Annotated in this window: 19 protein-coding genes; 14 read left to right on the top strand and 5 right to left on the bottom strand. The window is 39.3% G+C overall.

What is annotated here, in order from left to right; translation table 11 throughout:
* Positions 1-139: 139 nt before the first annotated feature.
* The gene (locus tag J690_RS08720; protein ID WP_032035364.1) at positions 140-1,666 is read left to right on the top strand and encodes a fumarate hydratase; all 1,527 of its coding nucleotides are present in this window, start codon (positions 140-142) and stop codon (positions 1,664-1,666) included.
* A gap of 142 nt (positions 1,667-1,808) precedes the next feature.
* Positions 1,809-2,363, top strand: a complete 555-nt coding sequence (locus J690_RS08725; protein ID WP_002114716.1) for a DUF2059 domain-containing protein — start codon at positions 1,809-1,811, stop codon at positions 2,361-2,363.
* Positions 2,364-2,388: 25 nt separating this feature from the next.
* Here J690_RS08725 and J690_RS08730 read toward each other — a convergent pair whose 3' ends face one another.
* From J690_RS08730 to tig, 4 genes are all read right to left on the bottom strand, one after another.
* Positions 2,389-3,105 (bottom strand): DUF2846 domain-containing protein, encoded by a 717-nt coding sequence (locus tag J690_RS08730; protein WP_002115030.1) that lies wholly within the window; start codon positions 3,103-3,105, stop codon positions 2,389-2,391.
* 152 nt (positions 3,106-3,257) lie between these two features.
* Entirely contained in the window at positions 3,258-4,571 is a 1,314-nt protein-coding gene (clpX, locus tag J690_RS08735) for an ATP-dependent Clp protease ATP-binding subunit ClpX (protein WP_002114726.1), read from the bottom strand.
* Positions 4,572-4,676: 105 nt separating this feature from the next.
* Complete coding sequence (gene clpP / locus J690_RS08740; protein ID WP_031968652.1) at positions 4,677-5,282, bottom strand: ATP-dependent Clp endopeptidase proteolytic subunit ClpP; 606 nt, start codon at positions 5,280-5,282, stop codon at positions 4,677-4,679.
* A gap of 193 nt (positions 5,283-5,475) precedes the next feature.
* Entirely contained in the window at positions 5,476-6,810 is a 1,335-nt protein-coding gene (tig, locus tag J690_RS08745) for a trigger factor (protein ID WP_002114878.1), read from the bottom strand.
* 414 nt (positions 6,811-7,224) lie between these two features.
* On the opposite strand from tig, the gene J690_RS08750 reads away from it, so the two are divergent.
* The 7 genes from J690_RS08750 (at position 7,225) to rdgB (ending at position 15,683) form a co-directional block, all read left to right on the top strand.
* Entirely contained in the window at positions 7,225-9,513 is a 2,289-nt protein-coding gene (locus J690_RS08750; protein WP_032035365.1) for a TonB-dependent receptor, read from the top strand.
* 106 nt (positions 9,514-9,619) lie between these two features.
* Positions 9,620-10,303: a Fe2+-dependent dioxygenase gene (locus J690_RS08755; RefSeq protein ID WP_032035366.1), complete on the top strand. Its 684-nt coding sequence runs from the start codon at positions 9,620-9,622 to the stop codon at positions 10,301-10,303.
* A gap of 460 nt (positions 10,304-10,763) precedes the next feature.
* Positions 10,764-12,461: a 2-isopropylmalate synthase gene (gene leuA / locus J690_RS08760; protein WP_005066113.1), complete on the top strand. Its 1,698-nt coding sequence runs from the start codon at positions 10,764-10,766 to the stop codon at positions 12,459-12,461.
* An 83-nt stretch (positions 12,462-12,544) separates the two neighbouring features.
* Entirely contained in the window at positions 12,545-13,705 is a 1,161-nt protein-coding gene (gene metX, locus J690_RS08765; RefSeq protein ID WP_002114709.1) for a homoserine O-succinyltransferase MetX, read from the top strand.
* On the top strand, positions 13,705-14,298 hold the full coding sequence (metW, locus tag J690_RS08770; RefSeq protein ID WP_031953612.1) for a methionine biosynthesis protein MetW: 594 nt from the start codon (positions 13,705-13,707) through the stop codon (positions 14,296-14,298). The genes metX and metW overlap by 1 nt, the downstream gene beginning before the upstream one ends.
* On the top strand, positions 14,295-14,882 hold the full coding sequence (locus J690_RS08775; protein WP_005804213.1) for a tetratricopeptide repeat protein: 588 nt from the start codon (positions 14,295-14,297) through the stop codon (positions 14,880-14,882). Before metW ends, J690_RS08775 begins: the two co-directional genes overlap by 4 nt.
* Positions 14,883-15,056: 174 nt before the next feature.
* On the top strand, positions 15,057-15,683 hold the full coding sequence (rdgB, locus tag J690_RS08780) for an RdgB/HAM1 family non-canonical purine NTP pyrophosphatase (protein ID WP_032035367.1): 627 nt from the start codon (positions 15,057-15,059) through the stop codon (positions 15,681-15,683).
* A gap of 192 nt (positions 15,684-15,875) precedes the next feature.
* On the opposite strand, the gene J690_RS08785 is transcribed toward rdgB, so the two are convergent.
* On the bottom strand, positions 15,876-16,751 hold the full coding sequence (locus J690_RS08785; RefSeq protein ID WP_032035368.1) for an AEC family transporter: 876 nt from the start codon (positions 16,749-16,751) through the stop codon (positions 15,876-15,878).
* Positions 16,752-17,003: 252 nt separating this feature from the next.
* On the opposite strand from J690_RS08785, the gene J690_RS08790 reads away from it, so the two are divergent.
* The 5 genes from J690_RS08790 (at position 17,004) to J690_RS08810 (ending at position 22,965) form a co-directional block, all read left to right on the top strand.
* Positions 17,004-17,222 (top strand): Sec-independent protein translocase subunit TatA, encoded by a 219-nt coding sequence (locus tag J690_RS08790; RefSeq protein ID WP_002114991.1) that lies wholly within the window; start codon positions 17,004-17,006, stop codon positions 17,220-17,222.
* A gap of 12 nt (positions 17,223-17,234) precedes the next feature.
* Positions 17,235-17,672: a Sec-independent protein translocase protein TatB gene (gene tatB / locus J690_RS08795; RefSeq protein WP_032035369.1), complete on the top strand. Its 438-nt coding sequence runs from the start codon at positions 17,235-17,237 to the stop codon at positions 17,670-17,672.
* Positions 17,669-18,439 (top strand): twin-arginine translocase subunit TatC, encoded by a 771-nt coding sequence (gene tatC / locus J690_RS08800; RefSeq protein WP_032035370.1) that lies wholly within the window; start codon positions 17,669-17,671, stop codon positions 18,437-18,439. Before tatB ends, tatC begins: the two co-directional genes overlap by 4 nt.
* 175 nt (positions 18,440-18,614) lie before the next feature.
* The gene (locus J690_RS08805; RefSeq protein ID WP_032005166.1) at positions 18,615-20,567 is read left to right on the top strand and encodes a PhoX family protein; all 1,953 of its coding nucleotides are present in this window, start codon (positions 18,615-18,617) and stop codon (positions 20,565-20,567) included.
* A gap of 205 nt (positions 20,568-20,772) precedes the next feature.
* Positions 20,773-22,965, top strand: a complete 2,193-nt coding sequence (locus J690_RS08810) for a PhoX family protein (RefSeq protein ID WP_032035371.1) — start codon at positions 20,773-20,775, stop codon at positions 22,963-22,965.
* The last annotated feature ends 29 nt before the right edge of the window (positions 22,966-22,994 follow it).

Here is a 22,994-nt window from a genome sequence, read left to right on the forward strand (position 1 = left end):
CCGATCTGTCTATTTTAAATCACATCAATATCTTCTTATGCGACTTTCGGTCAAAAGATTAACCAATCTCCCACAACGCTGTCTTTTTGTCATATAATTTAGCCCGCTAGCTAACAGCCCGCTCAAGAGATTTTTTGGTATGACAACGATTATCAAACAAGATGACTTGATTACATCGATCAAGGACGCCCTACAGTTTATTTCGTACTATCCCCCGCAAGACTTTATCCAAGCGATGAGCCGTGCTTATGATCGCGAAGAAAACAAAGCCGCAAAGGATGCAATAGCACAGATTCTAATTAACTCTCGCATGTGTGCGGAAGGTCATCGTCCAATTTGCCAAGATACTGGTATTGTTAACGTTTTCCTTGAAGTGGGCTTAGATGTTAAATTTGACTTAACAATGAGCTTAGACGATGCAGTAAATGAAGGTGTTCGCCAAGGTTACCTTGAAAACAGCAACGTTCTTCGTGCTTCTGTACTTGCTGACCCTGCATTTGGTCGTAAAAATACAAAAGATAATACCCCTGCTGTAATTCACTACAAACTCGTTCCGGGTAACAAAGTAGATATTACTGTTGCTGCTAAAGGTGGCGGTTCAGAAAACAAATCTAAACTTGCGATGCTTAACCCATCTGACTCGATTGTTGATTGGGTACTTAAAACTGTTCCAACTATGGGTGCAGGCTGGTGTCCTCCAGGTATGCTCGGTATTGGTATTGGTGGTACTGCTGAAAAAGCCATGATGCTTGCTAAAGAAGCACTCATGGAAGAAATCAACATGGACGAATTACTTCGCCGTGGACCAGAGAACAAAATCGAAGAACTTCGTATCGAAATCTTTGAAAAAGTAAATGCACTTGGTATTGGTGCTCAAGGTCTTGGCGGTTTAACGACTGTTCTTGATATTAAGATTAAAGATTACCCATGTCACGCTGCTGGTAAACCAGTAGGTATGATTCCTAACTGTGCTGCTACTCGTCATGCTCACTTCCAGCTTGATGGTACAGGTGTAGCTCATATTCAAGCACCAAAACTTGAAGACTACCCATCTGTAACTTGGGACTCTTCACAATCTAAACGCGTAAACCTTGATACCATTACTCAAGAAGAAATGGATTCTTGGAAACCAGGTGATACCTTACTTCTTAGCGGAACAATGTACACAGGTCGTGATGCTGCGCACAAACGTATGGTTGAAATGATCGACAATGGTGAAGAATTACCAGTTGATCTTAAAGGTAAGTTTATTTACTACGTTGGCCCTGTTGATCCAGTGGGTGATGAAGTCGTTGGTCCTGCTGGCCCTACAACTGCAACACGTATGGATAAATTCACCCGTAAAGTATTAGAACATACTGGCCTATTCGGTATGATCGGTAAAGCTGACCGTGGTCCTACAGCAATTGAAGCAATCAAAGACAACAAAGCAACTTACTTAATGGCAGTTGGTGGTGCGGCTTACCTCGTATCTAAAGCTGTTCGTGAAGCTGAAGTTGTTGCATTTGCAGACTTAGGTATGGAAGCCATCTACAAATTCGTAGTTGAAGATATGCCTGTTTCTGTTGCAGTTGATGTAAACGGTACTTCAATTCACGCAGTAGCTCCAAAAATCTGGCAAGCGAAAATTGGAAAAATTCCAGTAGTCGATGCAGCAGCTGGCTAATCAAGAAAAGCACCGAATTCGGTGCTTTTTTTATACATTCTTTTTTTATTTTAAAATCTGAAAAGAATTGTAACAATTACTTCGTCAATCTGTGCTATTAATGAAAGCACCCTCTCGCCAAATATTGAATATAGGTCATTTCATGACTATTCGCCCTATTCTTAAAAACCTCTCAATCAGCCTTTGCCTAAGCTGTATTACCACAAGCTTATTTGCCTCTCCTGCCAAATTAAGTTCAGTTAAAGAACTCATGCAAATGAGCCAAATTGATTACCTGCTTAAAGAATCAATTAATGAATTAACACCTTACTATGATCAACAGGCAGAACAGATCGTTAGTAATATCACGGGTATCAAAACTTTAGGTCCAAAAGAAAAAGAGGCCGCGAAGAAGTTAGGTTCTCTCCTAAAAGATTCGAGCAATCAGCTGATTAGCAACCCCAAAACAGCTCAAGCCTTACAGGATATTTATCTTAAGACTTATACTGAAGAGGAAATTCAGGCTAATCTGAAATTTTTAAAAACTCCAGAAGGCCAATCAATTACGCGCAAGAACGTACAGATTATGGGGCAAATTTCAGAATATATGATGGAGTTGGGACAGCAAACATTTAATGACCCTAAAGCACGAGATCATATGCAAGAAGAGATGCTTAAAATTCTTGCACCGTTGATGAAAGATAAAGAAAAGTCTTAAACTTTTCTTTATCTTTTGCAGCTCATTACCAAGTTAAAGGATTCCATAATTTAAATGGCTTAATCAGATGTACATCTGATTTTTCATCATATTTGGCTGGCTTTAATTCTTGTGGTTTATGACGGATCTTTCCTGAAGCATCTTCAGCCACAAAATTATAGCTAGAAGATTTCAACTCGGTAAATGCTATCTCTCTACGTCCAATATTGTCTTGCATTAACATAAATGGACCAGTATGTTCACTTCGGTCCATTTTATTTTCTTCATCATATTTCAAATAATAAGACGTTCCCGCCTCAACAGTGATATCAATATATTTTGGTTCTTGAAAATGGATACCAAGTAAAGGGCGACTCGCAGAAAGACGATACGTTCCTGCTGGCAACTCAATCCAGTAATAATGATTATGTAATAGACTTGGAATGCGTTTACCATTTACAAAGAGATTAATCGCTGCAATTTCCTGACGATTCCATTTCGTGTCTGGTCGATATAGATAAACTACAGCTGCCTGTTCATTTTGTGGTTTGATTGGCGCAAAAGTCTGACCCAATTTTTGGTTGACCCACCCTCCCACAGTAAAACCGCCTAAATGATATTGATCTAATAAACCAGGTTCTTTTTCAACATCAACTTTAGGTAGAGTCGCGGTCAATTCACTTGGATTTTTTTCTAAATGAGATGAACTTTGACAGCCCACAAATAGTCCTGCACAGCACAAAGATACGATTAAATAACGCATGGCATCCCTCAAAGCGTTTTGTTTTTGATTTATTTTTTACACCGCAAAACTATGCGTATTTTGTATTTTTAAGATTAACACTACCCATATAAATTGAAAACAAAAAAAGCATGAATCACTAACGCGATTCATGCTTTTTAGATGAATGAAATCTATGCAGACTTCGAATCAATAACCTTTAAATCTGCCTTAGCAACACTTTCATGCGTTGCAGCTTCTTTAGGTTGGCGTTCAGCCTGATAAACAGGTTCTGCTTCACCATTAATGACTGCTTCATTAATAATGACTGTTCCAACATCTGTACGACTTGGTAAATCATACATAGTTTCAAGCAGTACGTTTTCCATAATAGAACGTAGACCACGCGCACCCGTATTACGTTCAAGCGCTTTTTTAGCAACAGCACGTAATGCAGAGTCTTCAAAGATCAGATCAACATTTTCCATAGTGAAAAGATATTGATACTGGCGTGTTAATGCATTTTTTGGCTCAGTCAAAATTTGCATTAAAGCTTCTTCGTCTAGCTCTTCAAGTGTCGCAATCACTGGTAAACGACCAATGAATTCTGGAATCAAACCAAATTTCACTAAGTCAGTTGGCTCAACCTGACGGAACAATTCAGCAAGCTTTTTGGTTTCATCTTTGTTTTTAACGTCAGCTGTAAAACCAATACCGCCTTTCTCTTGACGCTGTTGTACAATTTTTTCCAAACCAGAAAATGCACCACCACAAATAAATAAGATATTTGAGGTGTCAATTTGGATAAACTCTTGCTGTGGATGCTTACGACCACCTTGCGGAGGAATCGAAGCAACTGTACCTTCAATCATTTTTAATAATGCTTGTTGTACACCTTCACCAGACACATCACGCGTAATTGATGGATTTTCAGATTTACGAGTAATCTTATCAATCTCATCAATATAGATAATGCCCTTCTGAGCCTTTTCTACATCGTAGTCTGCTTTTTGCAAAAGCTTTTGTACAATATTTTCAACATCTTCACCCACATAACCAGCTTCGGTTAATGTTGTTGCATCTGCCATCGCAAATGGAACATCTAAAAGGCGAGCTAATGTTTGTGCAAGTAAAGTTTTACCTGAACCAGTAGGTCCAATCAGTAGAATGTTACTTTTAGCAATTTCCACTTCTTTAGACACATGGCCATTATGACCAACTTTCAAGCGTTTATAATGGTTATAAACCGCAACAGAGAGTGTCTTTTTGGCAAGATCTTGACCAATAACATATTGATCAAGCGCAGCACGTATTTCATGTGGTTTTGGCAATGCCTTGCTCGCCCAGTCACCTGCTTCAACCTGTTGGCTGGTTTGTACAAGGTCTAAGCAGACATCCACACATTCATTACAAATATATGCGTCCTCACCCGCAATCAGTTTCCCGACTTCAGACTGCGTTTTACCGCAAAATGAACAATGTTTTTGTCCTTGAGGATGTTCGGACATATTCACTCCACAAATAGAATCTTAAATATTAGGGCAAGATGCACTGCATAAATAACTAAATGGAGATGTTTTTCAACATCTCAAGTTATTTATATAAGAAGGTCCTTATGGACGCTTACTTAACACCTGATCAACCAGACCATATTCTTTAGCAGCTTGGGCTGTCATAAAGTTATCGCGGTCAGTATCACGAGCAACGGTTTCATAGTCTTGACCACTGTGCTCTGCCATTAAGCGGTTCAAGCGCTCTTTAATAAAGAGAATTTCACGCGCATGGATTTCAATATCCGATTCTTGACCACGGAAACCACCCAATGGTTGATGAATCATGACACGGGCATTTTCTAAACAATAGCGTTTGCCTTTGGCACCCGCATTTAATAAGAATGCACCCATTGAAGCAGCTTGACCCATACAATATGTCACGACATCAGGCTTAATAAACTGCATCGTGTCATAAATGGCCATGCCCGCTGTCACAGATCCACCTGGAGAGTTGATATAAAGGTGGATATCTTTATCAGGATTTTCAGCTTCTAAAAACAACATTTGGGCAACAATCAGATTTGCCATGTTATCTTCAACTTCACCTGTCAAAAAAATGACGCGCTCACGTAAAAGTCGTGAATAAATATCAAAAGAACGTTCGCCGCGAGAAGATTGTTCAACCACAACAGGAACTAAAGCATTTTCAATTGTTGGAACATACATACGTTATTTATTCCTAAATTTTTTGTGACTTAACCTATGGCAACAATATGCGGGATAATTTCTCAAATTGCAAAAGGTTCGCACTGAAATATTATATTATTTATACCTAAGTACTTAATGCCGCACTCTAATTGACCACATAAAGAAAAACAAAAAAGGCGCCTCAGGCGCCTTTTTCTGACTTCTTAAAAGATTAGCCCATACGGCGAGCTTGTTGTTCTTTCAATAAGTCATCATAAGATACAGCTTTGTCAGTCACTTTAGCACCAGCTAAGATGTGATCAACAACTTGATCTTCTAATACAACTGCTTCGATTTGAGCACGTTGTTGAGCATCATTTTTGAAGTATTCGATCACTTCAGTTGGATCTTCGTAAGAAGAAGCCATGTCGTCAATGTAAGCATCAACGCGAGCTTGGTCAACTTCAAGTTTAGCATCAGCTAAAACTTTGCTTACCAATACGCCAAGCTTAACAGAACGCTCTGCTTGTTCTTTGAACAATTCGTCAGGAAGCATGCTCTTGTCAAAAGATTGCGCGCCTGCACCACCAAATTGTTGAGTGAACTGTTGAACCATTTGTTGACGTTGACGGTCAATTTCTTGAGCAACCATTGCAGTTGGAACTTCAACTTCATTCGCAGCAACAAGAGCATCAAAAGCAGCTTGTTTAACTTGGTTACGTAAACCATTGCGAACTTCACGTTCCATATTCTTACGAACGTCAGCTTTTAACTTCTCAACGCCTTCTTCTTCAGTTACACCGAAGATTTTTAAGAATTCAGCATCAATTTCTGGAAGTTTAGATTTTTCAACTTGCTTCACAGTGATTTTGAACTGAGCTGCTTTACCAGCCAAGTTTTCAGCTTGGTAATCTTCAGGGAAAGTAACATCAATTACTTTCTCTTCACCAGCTTTCATGCCAATGATGCCATCTTCGAAGCCAGGGATCATACGACCTGAACCTAACACAAGTTTAAAGTCTTCAGCAGAACCGCCTTCAAACTTCTCACCATCGATAGTGCCTTCAAAGTCAAAAGTCACTTGCATGTCTTTTTTCGCCATACCCTTGGTTACAGCCCAAGTTTGACGTTGTTTTTGCAAGTTTTCGATCATAGCGTCAACGTCAGCGTCTTTGATTTCAGCTGATTTACGTTCAACTTCTAAGCCGTCAAATGCTTTTACTTCAACTTCTGGATAAACTTCTACAGTTGCTTCAAAAACTAAAGCGTCTTCTTTATGTTCAACTTTCTCAATGTTCGGCATACCTACCGCATTGATTTTTTCTTGTTGAATTGCTTCAAAAACGCTATCACGAATGATGTCATTTACAACTTCTTGATAAATGCTTGCACCGTATTCGCGACGAACAACGTTTTCAGGTACTTTACCTGGACGGAAGCCGTTGATCTTCACAGTTTTGGCAGTGCGCTTCAAACGAGCTTCAAATTGCTCGTTAATACGGCTCGTCGGTACAGACACATTTAAACGACGGGCAACGCCCGAAACCGCTTCAGTCGTTACTTGCATGGCTTCCTCGATAAAAATTAGTTAGTAGGAACAGTTTTTAAAAAAGTGCTGTATTATATGACAACTTTCAAGATATACAAAATTAACCGATCACTTCATGTAAGTGAAGGACATTATTCTAGTAAATTTCACAGTAATTTTATGATTCTTTAAATTTTTTTTATAAGTACTTAAGTAAAACTAATTTTTTAGTTATTCTTTATAAATCTAAAATTACAATTAAACTTTGAATTTAATCGCTTTAATAAACAATTACCAATAATCAGTAGATTAGCTACATAAAAGTACATTTCCCCATTCAATCATTCACTTTTCCTTCACAATTCAATTGGCAAATCCAATTAACACAAACTGTACATATAAATAAGAATTATTATTATTCGCATAACCTTTTAGTTTTAGAGTCCTGAAGTTATGTCTTTGATTAGAACACGTAAAAAAATTGTTTCTTCTGCAATAGCTTCATCGCTATCAATGATTGCAACAACAGCCATGGCGCAAGAAACAGTTTCACAATTACCAACAATTCATACTAAAGCGACTCAAGAAGAATCTTTAAAAGTAGATCAGTCTGCAAACTCTAAATTCGTAGCTCCTCTCAAAGACACACCAAAATCAGTCTCTATTCTTTCTCAAAAATTAATTAAAGATACAAACTCTAATACCCTACTCGAAGCGTTACGCTATGAACCTGGTATTACATTAGGTGCTGGTGAAGGCGGCACACCTTTTACAGATATGCCTTACATTCGTGGTTATAGCGGTCAATCTTCTATTTATGTCGATGGCGTTCGTAATACGACTTCCCAAAACCGCGACATGTTTGCCATTGAACAAGTTGAAGTTATTAAAGGCTCTTCTTCTGCCCTTGGTGGTGGCGGTAGCGTGGGTGGAAGCATTAACTTAATCCCTAAAGTAGCTCATGAAGGTGACGTTTACCAAGGTAGTGTTCAAGGTGGTACTGACAACTATCGTCATATCCAACTTGATGCCAACAAAGACTTTGGCAACGGAGTTGCTGGTCGTGTTGTTATTATGGGTCACGAAAATGAAAAAGCTGGTCAAAGTAACGGTGCAGAATATGCCCGTGCCGGTATTGCCTCAAGTCTTGCATTTGGTTTAGATACGGCAACTCGTGGAACACTAAGCTACTACTATTTACGTAGTAACGATGAACCTGATGCAGGTATTCCGTTTAACAATGCAAACCCAACCAAACCTCCTGTTGGAGTTATTGTAACTCCTGGTGACGGCAAGCCTGTTGATGTAAAAGCTGGAACCTACTATGGCTGGAAAGCGCGTGATTTCGACAAACGCGAAAACCACATTGGTACGTTTAAGCTAGAACATGATTTTAATGAAAATCTTACCTTGTCTAATATAGCAACCTACAACAAATCTAAATCTGATTATGTTTATACGAATGCTGATGACTCTAAGGGTAATATTTACAGAGGCACAATCGCTCGCCGTGCGTTAAGCCGTATCTTAGATAGCGATGCTTATAGCGATCAGCTTTCTTTAAGAGGTAAATTCAACACAGGTAGCCTAAAGCATTCTTTTAATGTTGGTACCGAGTGGAGCTTCCAAGAAACTGATCAGGGTGTACATACTTTTACTAATGCTGCTGGTGAAACCACATCGACCATTTTAGACAGCAATATTCAAAACTGTACTTCAGCTGCTGCTGTGGCAAATGGCTGGGGTACGAGTTTAAATAATCCTGGAAATGGTGCCTTCACAGATAAGCGTGGATCTATCACTGCACAATCGACCACTCGTAGTCATAATGTAGGCGTGTATGCTTTAGATAGTATCGAATTTAATCCACAATGGTTACTTAACTTAGGTGTTCGTTGGGATAAATTTGAAACTGAGAAAAAATATAATAAGGACGTAAGTGGACGTACTCCTCATAAAGCTGGTGATAAATTAGAAAGCGATACAGATTACTTCTCTTACCAAGCTGGTTTAGTTTTTAAACCAACAGAAGATGGTAGTATTTATTTAAGCTATGCTACGTCAGCAAACCCAGTAGGCGTGCTTGCTGAAGGTGACACAGGTTCAGATTCTATTAGCGACTCAGGTGCTGCAAGTGCGAGTGCAAATGATCTAAAACCAGAAGAAGCTCGTACTTTCGAGTTAGGAACTAAATGGGATCTGTTTAATAACCGTGCTAATTTAACAGCAGCAGTTTTCCGTACTGAAAAGCAAAATACACGTATCCAAATTGATCCGAACACGACAGCCAATGCTGGTAAAAGTAAAGTTGATGGATTTGAAATTAGTTTGAACGGGAAAATTACCGACAAATGGGATGTTTCTACAGGCTATAGCTATTTAGATAGCGAAATCACAGAAGCTGCATATAATGCGGTTGCTCAAGAAGGTAAACCATTACCATTTGTAGCGAAAAACAGTGCTACACTTTGGTCTACTTACAGAGTAATGCCTCAATTGACTTTAGGCGCTGGTGTTGAATATCGTGATCAAGTCTTTGTAAACACAACCGCACCTAAATATTTGCCAACTTATACCATTTACAATGCTATGGCTAAATACGACGTGAACAAGAACGTAAACTTACAGCTTAATATTAATAATATTTCTGATAAGCGTTATTTCACAAGTGCACATGCAGCTCACTACGCGTTTGAAGGTAATGGCCGTAATGCTGTCTTAGCGATTAACTTTAAGTACTAAGGTTAAATTCCATAATTTATTTATGGAATTAATTGAAGTTCATATAAAATAGCCTCGTCATGAGGCTATTTTTACAAATGAAGTATCTATTAAAAAGGTGTTTGCCGTGATTCATCATATCCCCAATGTTTTAAACAAAGAGCAAGTTGCCGAGTTTCGTAAGCTCATGAAAGACGCCAATTGGGTAGGTGGGAAAGTGACTGCCGGCACCTTGTCTGCTTCTGTGAAAAGAAATCAGCAACTCTCAGAACAGGACCCGCTTACTCATCATTTAAGTGATCTTGTCATCAAAGCAATTTGGCAAAATCCAGTGTTTCAGGCTGCTGCTCTACCCCACAAAATTATTCCACCGCTTTTTAATCGTTATGATGAACATGAAAGCTTTGGTTTCCATGTAGATAACTCAATTCGCCTTATCCGTGGAACTTCTGAACAGCTCCGCACTGATTTATCTTGTACATTATTTTTAAGTGAACCCGATGAATATGAAGGTGGTGACCTAGTGATTGAAGATACTTATGGTTATCACGAAGTTAAATTACCAGCAGGTGATGTCGTGCTCTACCCGTCTACTAGCCTGCACGAAGTCAGTAGCATTACCTCAGGTACTCGTTTTGCTTCTTTTTTCTGGGTACAAAGTTTGGTCCGTGACGATAGTAAACGCCATCTTTTATTTAATCTTGATGAGAGCATTCGAGAACTACGTAAATCACACGGTGATAACTATCCAGAAGTCATGAAGCTGACCAACATTTATCATAATTTAATTCGTATGTGGTCAGAACTGTAACTATATTTATTTTTGCCTTTTTAAGACTGGATAATCTTTTTTACCTTAATAAGGCAAAAATATGAAAATTATTTCCCACAAAAAACAAAACAGCGCAAAATTAGAAAATTATTTTCTAAACAACTTAACTAAAATTATGATAAGAATTTTGCACAAGGTGTAATCATTGTTTAGATGTGATATATCTAAATAACAAGATTACCTGCAAACCACCAAACTTATTATTTCACGGTCTAGAGATGAAAACGAATTACTTGTTTGCCCCGCCTACTCAAGCAAGACATCATCTGCAACTCCTGATGCTGCGCCAAGCGCGCGTATAAAAATTTTGTCTGCTTTTTAAAGCAGCACTTTGAAATTCCCTTTAATTTTTTTGAATTAGATACCATATATATTAAGTAGAGACGTTGCCTTTTAAATATATCCAGAGCAACCGCGCTACGAGACAAGGAGTTTTCTCATGATGTTGGCTGACCCTAGCAAAAAATACCGCCGTATGTACCAGCGTGTGGATTTACCAGATCGCCAATGGCCAAATAACGAAATTACAAAAGCGCCAATCTGGATGAGTACGGATTTACGTGACGGTAACCAAGCAATTTTTGAACCGATGAACATGGAACAAAAATTTAAAATGTTCAAAATGCTTGTGAAAATCGGTTTTAAACATATTGAAATCGGTTTCCCTTCTGCATCTCAAATTGACTTCGATTTTACTCGTATGTTGATCGAAGAAAATCATATTCCTGATGACGTATACATTGAAGTTTTGGTTCAAGCACGTGACCATTTAATTGAACGTACTTTTGAATCTTTGGCAGGTGCTAAACGAGCGATTGTACATATTTATAACTCCAACTCTCCAACCTTCCGTCAAAAGGTGTTGAATGTAGATGTTGATGGCGCAAAACAATTAGCAATTAATGCTGCTCAAAAAGTTAAAGAGTATGCAGCTCAATATCCTCAAACAGACTGGATTTTCCAATACAGCCCAGAATGTTTCTCTGCAACTGAATTGGAAGTGGCTAAAGATGTCTGTGATGCCGTCACAGAAATCTGGGATGCACGTCCAGATCATAAAGTTATTTTAAACTTGCCAGCGACTGTCGAGGTTTCTACACCAAATGTTTATGCAGACCAAATTGAATGGATGCATCGTAATTTGGCACGTCGTGATGGTGTAATTATTTCTGTTCACTGCCACAATGACCGCGGCTGTGGTATTGCTGCATCAGAACTTGCCATTATGGCAGGGGCTGACCGTGTTGAAGGCTGTGTGTTCGGTAATGGTGAACGTACAGGTAACGTTGACGTTGCAGCAATTGCATTGAACATGTATACCCAAGGTGTAGCACCAGAGTTAGATTTTTCTAATATTAATGAAGTGATTGCAACGGTTGAAGAATGTACTGGTTTACCTGTACACCCTCGTCATCCATATGCAGGTGACTTGGTATTTACTGCATTCTCTGGTTCACATCAGGATGCGATTAAAAAAGGCTTCGAGTACCAGAAAAACGAAGAAATCTGGGATATGCCTTACTTACCAATCGACCCGAAAGATTTGGGCCGTGACTACGATGCTGTAATTCGTGTAAATAGTCAGTCTGGTAAAGGTGGTATCGCTTATTTATTAGAATCAAACTACAACGTTGTGTTGCCACGTCGTTTGCAAATCGAATTCAGTCAGGTTGTTCAACAATATGCTGATGAGAACGGTACAGAAATTAACGCTAAAGAAATCTGGACGTTATTTAAAGACGCGTATGTTGATGTGAAGAATCATCACTACACAGTCAAACACTACAAGTTATCTGACATTAATGGCACTCAAATTATCGAACTTGATATTGATGTCGAAGGTGAAACGCAACAACTTCGTGGTGAAGGTAATGGACCAATTTCTGCATTCTTAAATGCTCTTCAATTACCAATTGACGTATTGAACTATGAAGAACGTAGTATTAGTTCAGGTGCAAATGCGAAAGCATTAACCTTAATTGAACTTCAAGTAAAAGGTACAGGTAAAGGTTCGTTTGGTGCCGGTGTCCATGACAATACAGTCACCTCATCAATTGAAGCAATTATTGCGTGTACCAACCGTTTGATTGATCAAGGTGTTTTAAGTACAGATCAGGTTGTTGCCGCCGCTGTTTAATTAAAAAAAAGACTTTGGAAAGGATACCTAGCTTGGTATCCTTTCTTTTTATTCCTGAAAGATTTAAAAGGCGAAATGTTCCCGTGTCTTTTCCAGCTGATTCAGTGGGGTTAGTCACTCCGCAAAAGTTCCAATTTGAAGAACCATTACACCTTGAATGTGATCGTGTTTTGCCACGTTTTGAACTAATGGTCGAAACTTACGGCACTTTAAATGCTGATAAATCAAATGCAATTTTAATCTGTCATGCTCTTTCCGGACATCATCATGCAGCGGGTTATCACCACGAAGATGATAAAAAAGCTGGATGGTGGGATAGTTGTATTGGCCCGGGTAAGGCAATCGATACAAATAAGTTTTTTGTAGTTTCGCTAAATAATATTGGTGGTTGTAATGGCTCAACTGGCCCGACCTCACCAAATCCTGAAAATGACAACCGTCCTTATGGACCTGATTTTCCATTAGTAACGGTACGTGACTGGGTTAAAACTCAGGCCATGCTTTCTGACCGTTTGGGTGTAGATGTCTGGTATGCAGTGGTTGGTGGATCATTAGGAGGCATGCAAGCACTACAATGGTCCGTAGACTACCCTGACCGCCTACAAAAATGTGTGATTATTGCCAGTGCACCAAAGCTTTCAGCACAGAATATTGCATTTAATGAGGTTGCTCGTCAGTCAATCTTGTCTGATCCAGACTTCCATCATGGCCGTTATTTAGAAAATGATAGTTATCCGAAACGCGGACTAATTCTGGCTCGCATGGTCGGTCATATCACCTATCTTTCAGAAGAAGCCATGAAACAAAAATTTGGCCGTGATTTAAAATCTGGCAAATTTATGTACGGTTTTGATGTCGAGTTTCAGGTCGAAAGCTATCTACGTTATCAAGGTGAACAGTTCAGCCGTAACTTTGATGCCAATACCTATCTCATCATGACTAAAGCTTTAGATTATTTTGACCCATCTCGTGAGTACGGTCATTCTTTAACTGAAGCGATGGGTAAAACTAAATGCCAGTTCTTGATTGTCTCGTTCACAACTGACTGGCGTTTTGCACCAAGCCGCTCACAAGAAATTGTAGATGCACTGATTACCAATCATAAGCCAGTAAGTTATCTCGACATTGATGCTGAACAAGGCCATGACTCGTTCTTATTCCCGATTCCACTGTATGTCAAAACCATGCGCGCTTTCTTAGGCGGTGAAGAACACTTAAAATCGACATCACTGGAGGCAAGCTAATGCGTATTGATCAACAACTGGCAGAAAAGTGGATTAAACCCGGCTCAAGCGTACTCGACTTAGGGTGTGGTGACGGTGAATTACTCGCTCATATGAGCCAAAAGCATCAAATTCGTGCTTATGGCTTAGAAATTGATCAAGAAAAGATTGCAATTGCCGTCAGTCGCGGGTTAAATATTATTCAACAAGATTTGAATCTCGGCTTAAGCCGCTTTGCAGACCAGTCCTTCGACTATGTGGTTATGGCACAAGCTTTGAAAGCCGTAGATGCACCCGATGTTTTATTAAGAGACATGGTGCGTGTGGGTAAGCAGGCAATTATTACTTTTCCAAACTTTGCGCATTGGAAGACTCGCTCTTTTCTTGCATTAAAAGGAATGATGCCTGTATCGGATGCTCTACCATATATGTGGTATAACACCCCCAACATTCATTTATGTACATTTAAAGATTTCGAAGCACTATGTGCTGAAAATCAGATACAAATTATTAATCGACTCGCCGTCAATGGAAATCAGCAGGGAAGCCTGTTAAGCAAACATGTTCCGAATTTGTTTGGTGAAGTCGCTATTTATCGAGTGAGTGCACTATGAAAAAGACATTATTTAGCACACTATTTGCAGGACTGCTAAGTATGCAGGCTCATGCAGATTATATCGCCCAGCCACAATCGGTTGCGAGTCAGGCTGCACGTTTTTCAACAATGGGGATTAACGATCTTCAGAAAGCTGCAAAAGCTGGTCAAGCAGGCGCACAGTTTTATCTTGGTACGCATTATCAATATGGTAAAGACGTAGCAAAAGATGACAAACAGGCTTTCGCATGGTTTAAAGCAGCAGCGGATCAAGGTTTATCGCCAGCACAATTAAACGTAGGCCGCATGTATGCCGACGGTATTGGTGTTAAAAAAGATGAGTCTATGGCTCGTAAATACTTTGAAAAAGCAGCAAGCAATGGTGATAACCGTGCAAGCTATAACCTTGCGATGATGGAAGAGCAAAAGAAAAACTACGTTGGTGCTTACCAATGGTATGAGCTTTCAACTCGTGATGGCATGCTCGACAATAAAGTGATTAGCCTATCTGAAGGTAAGAAAACTGCTCTAGCAGCGAACTTAACTCAAGAACAAATCCGTACAGCACGTGACCGTGCGGACAAATGGATTCAAGCACAATAATAACGGTTCATCCGTAAAAAACCTTACTCGACTGAAGCCACATTGTATGCTCTACAAGGTGGCTTCAGTTTAGGTTATCCCATTTTATATTCTATTTGTTTTCCTCTATATCCCCTTCCAAAAAACACGTAACATAACTGATGTTCGATATTAGCTATAAAGTTTGGTTTTATTATGTCTACCCCACATTGGTTTGATCAGGGCAGTTTAGTTCTTGCCAGCAATAACAAAGGTAAAGTCGCAGAGTTTGAAAAACTTTTTGAACAGCTTAAGTTACCAGTAGAAATTATTCCTCAAGGTCGCCTTAATATTCCTGATGCAATTGAAGATGGTTTAAGCTTTATTGAAAATGCCATTATCAAAGCTCGTCATGCCTCTAAAATTTCAGGTAAACCTGCTATGGCTGACGACTCTGGTATTTGTATTCCTGTCTTAGGCGGTGCACCTGGCATTTATTCAGCACGCTATGCTGGAGAACATGGTGACGATGCAGCGAACAATGCCAAATTATTAAATGACCTTTTACCCTACCGTAAAAATGGTGAAGTGATTGAAGGTATGTTTGTGTGCGTACTTGCTTTAGTCACTCATGCAGAAGATCCATTACCACAAATTTTCCAAGGTATCTGGCACGGTGAAATTTTAGAAGCTGCACGTGGTGAAAATGGCTTCGGCTATGACCCATTGTTCTGGTTGCCTGAGCTACAAGTGTCTAGCGCTGAATTGTCTAAAGAAGACAAGAATAAGATTAGTCATCGTGGGCAAGCGATGCAGTTATTTAAAGAGAGCTTGCAGAAGTAAGCTGATCACATGGCCACAATATGCAGCGTTAGAATATATTAAACTTTGTATAGGCAGACCTTACTTTTCAAAGATGAAAAGTAAGCAAAAATCTTTTGTTAGACTGATGGTACGTTCATGTACCACCGTCTAACTGGCGGCATCCATGCCGCCTTCGTACAAGCAGATGTAGGGGAAAAATTTTTAAATTAATTATAGTGGGAAATGCAAAAAAACAGCATAAATCGCAATACACACACAACTTACAATCGTCCCCGAAGCAATATAAGCCGCAGATCTACCAGTTCCTTGATAATGTGTTTCTAGCGCTACAATATTGGCTGCTGGTGGCAGACAGAACATTAAAAACATCACTCCAATTTGCTGAGAAATATTTGGAATGGGTAAAAATCTATAAGTTAAGCCACAGAGAATAAATCCGCACACTACTTTAAATGCTTGAGCTTTAGTACTGTAAATTAAGTCTTTCAAATGCACTCGAGTACGGCGTAGCCACATTCCCAGCACACACATACCAGCAAAAGTCATGACAAACTTGGCAACTTCATATACCCAATGTATAGCAGGATGCTCGATATGTTGAGCACCTAACGACCTAAGTAAAAGTGCACAGAATATTGAAATACACGGTGGAGAAGTTAAAACCTTTTTTAATATATTGAGCTTACTTTGTGGTGCAGTGGTGACTGCCGTAACAGCCCATGCATTTCCAAAAAGAGACATACCAATATATAAAGCCACAATAGGTGCCGTAGCATCAGGGCCAAATAAAGCCATGGCAAAGGGAAAGCCAAGCCACCCCATGTTGGTATAACTCACGCATAGCGCTAATAATCTATCTTTAAATAGAGCTAAATAGGCAAAGAAAATAAGAAATGCTGAACCGAAGCTAAACAGCATCAAACTCAAACTACCTGGCTGATAAAATACCATGTTGTAAATAATAACAATTGGAATCAGGAGTCGTGCAAGCCAAGCTGAAAGAATAGGTTTTATGGTTTCTGCAATGGAAGTCTGAGCAAGTAAAAGTCCAGTGATAAATGCCAATATAGGCAGTAGTAGCGCCATGCTCTCTCCTCTTGCTCATTAAAACCAGCTTGCTATGCTACACCTTTTCAAAATGAAATGTATTCTCCATTTCAAGTAAATTAAGTGACTCTTTTCAAACTATGTATAAATAAAAAAAGAAGATATTCAGTTTATAAAATGAACTTTTTAGGTTTTGAAAGTCATTCATTGTCTTAAAAATGACATATAAATGTCACATTCCTGTCATGGCAACCTGTTGATATAAAGCAAACTGAAAAGAGGTATAAGATCATGGCCGGTTTATCTATTTGGCATGTCGTTATTTTTGCAATTGTCGTTATTTTATTATTTGGTACGTCGAAATTAAAAAATATCGGTAAAGACGTAGGCGGTGCAGTAAAAGACTTTAAAAAATCAGTTCGTGAAGAAGATGAGACTACTGCTCTTAATACTCCACGTACAATTGATGCCCAAGTCAAAACACCTGACAGCACATCAGTAAAAAGCTAAAGGTTTTCGACCATGCTTGATGTAGGAATGACAGAGCTACTCTGTTTTGCAATTATTGCAATTTTAGTTTTAGGTCCAGATAAACTTCCAGAAGCTGCACGCTTTGCTGGTCGTTGGTATGTTCGCCTAAAACGTTATATTACCAATTTGCAAAATGAGATTGATCAAGAGTTGCGTCTTTCTGAGTTTCGAAAAGAAATGCAAGAAGAACTCAACCGCATTGAAGCACTAGAACGAAAAGTACAACAACAGCTTGAAGAAATTCAAAAGCAGAATATTTCTGAAAATATAGATAAGACTGAGGCAACCAAATCAGTGCCCCAACCTATTCGGATATGTCTTCCTATATCAGGCCATTATAAAGTCCCATACATTAGAAAATTTATGCCTTTAGCATCATCAACTGATATTTCAGAGACATCACCTGTTAAATTGAAGATTGCCGTATGAACCAACTGCCTTCAACCACTGTAAATAATCAGGAAAATTTAGACCAAATGCCAATCATGAGCCATTTGGTCGTTTTACGACGTCATTTATTTAGGATTGTCGGAGTAACCTTATTTTTATTTTTTTGCTTATTACCTTTTAGAAATAATACTTACCAATTACTATCCGAACCTTTGAGGCTGCAACTTCCAACCTCCTCGTCAATGATTGCAACCGATGTCACTGCAACATTCATGGCGCCTTTTAAACTCAATTTATTTGTCGCACTTGTGCTGGCAATGCCATTTATTCTGTATGAAATCTGGTCATTTGTTCGTCCAGCGCTGTATCAAAAAGAACGTCATTTAGCACTACCATTACTCATCGGTAGTATTGTCTTGTTTTATGCGGGTGTTGCTTTTGCATATTACATTACTCTTCCAGCAATTTTACATTTCTTTATTAGTGTATCACCTGAAACTGTTGCACCGATGACGGATATTAATAGCTACCTAAGCTTCTGCTTAAAGTTATTTTTAGTATTTGGACTGACTTTTGAAATTCCAATCGCGACGCTCCTCCTTATTTTAATCGGTGTGGTAAATACAAAAAGCCTTGCTGAAAAGCGACGTTTTATCATTGTTGGATGCTTTTTTGTAGCGATGTTTATTACCCCACCAGATGCAATTTCAATGGTGATGTTAGCCATCCCAATGTGGTTGCTTTTCGAACTTGGCCTACTCTTTGGTAAAATTCTTGAGAAAAGAAAAAGCCATTCTGCTGAATAAAATGATTTCTAAGAAAAAGCCTGAGCCTACAAGTTCAGGCTTTTTTATATAGAACACTTTTTAATCTACAAAGCAATAAACTGTCTTCAAAGTGACTTAAAAATGTAAGAAAAGTGTCATTTTCAGTCCATAGAATCAACTCAACAAATATACCCACAAAATTTACGGATTTCTTATGACAACTGCTTCTACTCAACCAACGCGTCGCGAAATTTTAAAATGGTTTTCGGGGATTCCTTTTCTACCATTAGGAGCGATGGCTACGGCAGCAACATTAGCAGGTTGTAATGATAGTGATGACAGCTCAGTAGTCACTCCAACACCACAACCAAGCAAATTTAAAAATGCAAAATTCACAGCAATGCCAGCGCCAACAACTGCAGCTGATCGTGCAACAACTGTAGTGAATTCTAAATTAAAAATTGATTGGGAAAATTCAACCAGTACTGAATACCAACTCGCTTATAAACCTTTCTTTAAAACTGGTGATAGCGTACCAAAACTTGGTGGTGGGACGATTATCGCGGGTGGTTATTTTGATGTTAATGGCAATCCAATTATGGATAAGTCAGTTGCTGGTAAAGAACGTCAATTCTTTTCAGACTGTCCAGATGGTTCATCTCTAATTCAATTAGAAGGTGCGAAAGTTGATGGTGTAGCAAATCCTGTGTTCCATGTTGTTCAATTTGAATACAACTCTAAAGACCAAGCAGGTGGTGATACTTACGGTCAATTACCTTCACCAATCGCAATTTTGACTTTAGATCAAGACCAAAAAACAGGTCACCTAGAACTTAAAAAATACTTCAACGTTGATACTGCACCAGTACACGGTTTATGGATTACTTGCGGTGCTAGCCTATCACCTTGGAACACTCACTTATCAAGTGAAGAATACGAGCCAGATGCATTCAATCAAGGTATTGGCGGTACAGATCCAAAATATCTTGGTAAATACTTCTTTGGTGATGAAACTAAAGCAAACCCATATAACTACGGTCATTTGCCAGAAGTAACAGTTAACCTTGATGGTACTGGTAGCATTAAAAAACACTATTGTTTAGGTCGTATTTCTCACGAACTTATCCATGTTATGCCAGACAACCGTACAGCGCTTATGGGAGATGACTACACCAACGGTGGCTTCTTCATGTTCGTTGCAGATAAAGAAAAAGATTTATCAGCAGGGACACTATATGTTGCTAAATACATCAATACTCTAACTGAAACCTCAACTGCTAGCATTCAATGGATCAAACTTGGCCATGCGACTAGTAAAGAAATTGAGGATTTAGTTGCTGGTGGGATTAAGTCAACTGACATCATGGAAAGTTTAACAACCAATCCAAATGATGCGAGCTATACTGAAATCACTTTGGCAAAGAAACAGCTTTGGGTCAAACTTAAACCAGGCATGGAAAAAGCAGCAGCTTTCTTGGAAACACATCGTTATGCAGCACTAAAAGGTGCAAGTATGGCGTTCACCAAGATGGAAGGTACTAACGTAAATATTAAAGATAAAGTTGCTTACTCTGCTTTAGCTAATATTCAAGATTCAATGGTCATTGGCGGTAAAGGTTATGTCGCTGGACATAATGTCGCGTTCTCTAAAAAGATTACTGCTGGTGGCGTGCTTGCACACAAGTTAGGTAATAGCTTTACAGACAATGAAGGCAGCGCAATTAATAGTGAGTGGGTTCCTCTTTACTCATATATGCTGCTCATGGGTGAAGATCTTGCTGCGAAAGATAGTCTAGGTAATACAGCGAACCCAGACAAAATTGCTAGCCCAGACAATCTGAAGTTCTCTGAAACTTTACGCACATTATTCATTGGTGAAGACTCAGGTAACCACGTGAACAACTTCTTGTGGGCATACAATGTAGATACCAAAGAGTTAACACGTTTACTTTCTACACCGGCAGGTGCAGAGTCAACAGGTTTACATGCGGTAGATTCAATCAACGGTTGGACTTACATCATGAGCAACTTCCAACATCCAGGCGATAGTAGTAGTGTACCTGAGGATGTTAAGGCATTAATTAACCAAAATTACAACAATGGTTATAGTGCTAACGTCGGCTATATTACAGCTGACCCAATTGCCCCTTCAGTCACAACTAAATAATTTTTCATAATCTCTCTAAATATTAAAGCTGGCTAAGGTCAGCTTTAATATTTTTACATTCAACTTTTAATTTTTATGAAAATTAAATGAAAAATTACAGAACTTTTCATTAACTTATCATCAAAACGTCAACGCCTCGTCACATTCACAAACTAAGCTCATGAAGAATTTTAGAACAATCTCTTTATTTACTTAGGAATTTCCCATGACAGAGCTGACGCCATATCATGAAGACCAAGAATTGGATAATAATACTTCTGACAATATCCACTTCCGCGACATTTTAGAACAACACATCAGTCGCCGTAGTTTAATTACTAAAGCAGCAAGTGGTGCTGTAGCGTTAACTTTAGCCTCTACATTAACAGGCTGTAATGATAGCGATGATGATTCAGGTTCTAACAACGGTGGAACCACACCTGTAGATCCAAATAAAAAACCAGAAAAATTAACTTTTACCGCAGTTGCGAAAAACCATAATGATATTGTGACTGTACCTGAAGGTTACGAAGCGAATGTCATTTATGCATTGGGTGATTCAATCAACCCTAATTTTGGCGAATGGGACGATAATAATATTCCATCAGGCCCAAGCTTTCAGTTCCGTTCAGGCGACTGTCATGATGGTATGCATTATTTTGGTTTAAATACTTCAACAAACCGCTTTGACGAGAGTGCTTCAACGCAAGGTTTGTTGGTCATGAATCATGAATATATTAATCAGACTTTCCTTCACCCCAAAGGCCCAACAAAAGTTGATGGACACCGCCCTGAAGATGAAGTTATTCGTGAAACCAATGCGCATGGCGTTTCTATTGTTTACATCAAAAAAGATGCTGCAACTCAAAAAGTAACAATTGATAAAAATTCTATTTTTAACCGCCGTATTACAGCATCAACAGAAATGGATTTTGCAGGTGCTGCAGCTGGTTCTGGCTTGCTTGCAACTCGCTTCTCCCCGACTGCTCGTAAAACACGTGGTACCCATAATAACTGCGGTAACGGTTATACGCCTTGGGGCACATACTTAACCACTGAAGAAAACTTTATTGGTTACTTTGCTCGTAGTACGACTGATGACGCGTTACGTACTCCAGAAGAAATTATTGCACTGAAACGCTATGGCTTAAAAGCAGGATCTGGCTCACGTTATGGCTGGGAAACAGCAATTGGTCAAGTAGAGTCACAAGACTTATATGACCGCTGGAATGCCGACGTAAAAGCTGCACAAGCTACCCAAGATTATCGTAACGGTCCAAATACATTCGGCTGGATGGTCGAGATTGATCCGTTTGATGTTCGCCTAAATCCGGTTAAACGTACCTCATTGGGACGTTTTGCACATGAAGATAGTGCTTGTCGTGCCGTAGCAGGTCAACCATTAGCATTTTATATGGGCGATGATTCTCGCGGTGAGTACATCTATAAATTCGTCTCTACCGCAGTGTGGGATGTCAAAGATGTAAATCGTGGTTATGCGGCTGGCGACAAATACATGAACGCAGGTAAATTGTATGTTGCCAAGTTTAATAACGATGGTTCAGGTCAATGGATTGAACTTGCCTATGGCAAAAATGGCTTAAATGAAAGCAACACGACCTACCCATTTAAATCTCAAGCTGACGTTGTCACATTTGCACGTTTAGCTGCCGATGCAGTCGGTGCTACAAAAATGGACCGCCCAGAATGGTGTACGGTCAACCCAGTAAACGGTGAAGTCTATGTGACCCTAACCAACAACTCAAATCGTGGTAAAGATTACGCGACCGATGCTGCAAACCCACGTAACTACACAGACCTCTACAACGGCACTAAAGAGCAAAAGGGTAACGTGAACGGTCATATCATCCGTTTTAAAGAAACGGATGACAAAACCACTGCTGAAACCTTCAAATGGGATATTTACCTATTTGGTGCAGAAGCATCTATGGCTTCAAACATCAACTTATCAGGTTTAACAGACAACAATGATTTGTCATCTCCAGATGGTATGTGGTTTGACCCACGTGGCGTACTTTGGATTCAAACAGATGATGGCGCATACACTGATGTCACTAACTGTATGATGCTTGCTGCGCTGCCAGGCCAGATTGGAGATGGTGCTCCTGCAACTACGTCAAATGGTCAGCAAACTTTAGTCGGTGCTAAAGTTACAGACTCAACTTTGCGCCGTTTCTTAGTGGGACCTAAGCAATGTGAGATTACAGGTATTGCGATGACACCTGACTACAAAGCAATTTTCATTAATGTTCAACATCCTGGTGAAGATTCTGCAAGTTACTCGACACCAGAAAGTAACTGGCCAGCAACCCAAAAAGATCCAAGCAACAAAACTGCGCGTCCACGCTCAGCAACTGTTGTGATTACCCGTAAAGATGGCGGTGTGATCGTGGGTTAATTCTTAGATGATTAAAAATGCCGGTCGAT

It is taken from the genome of Acinetobacter sp. 742879, assembly GCF_000588535.1.
GTDB classification, from domain to species: domain Bacteria; phylum Pseudomonadota; class Gammaproteobacteria; order Pseudomonadales; family Moraxellaceae; genus Acinetobacter; species Acinetobacter pittii.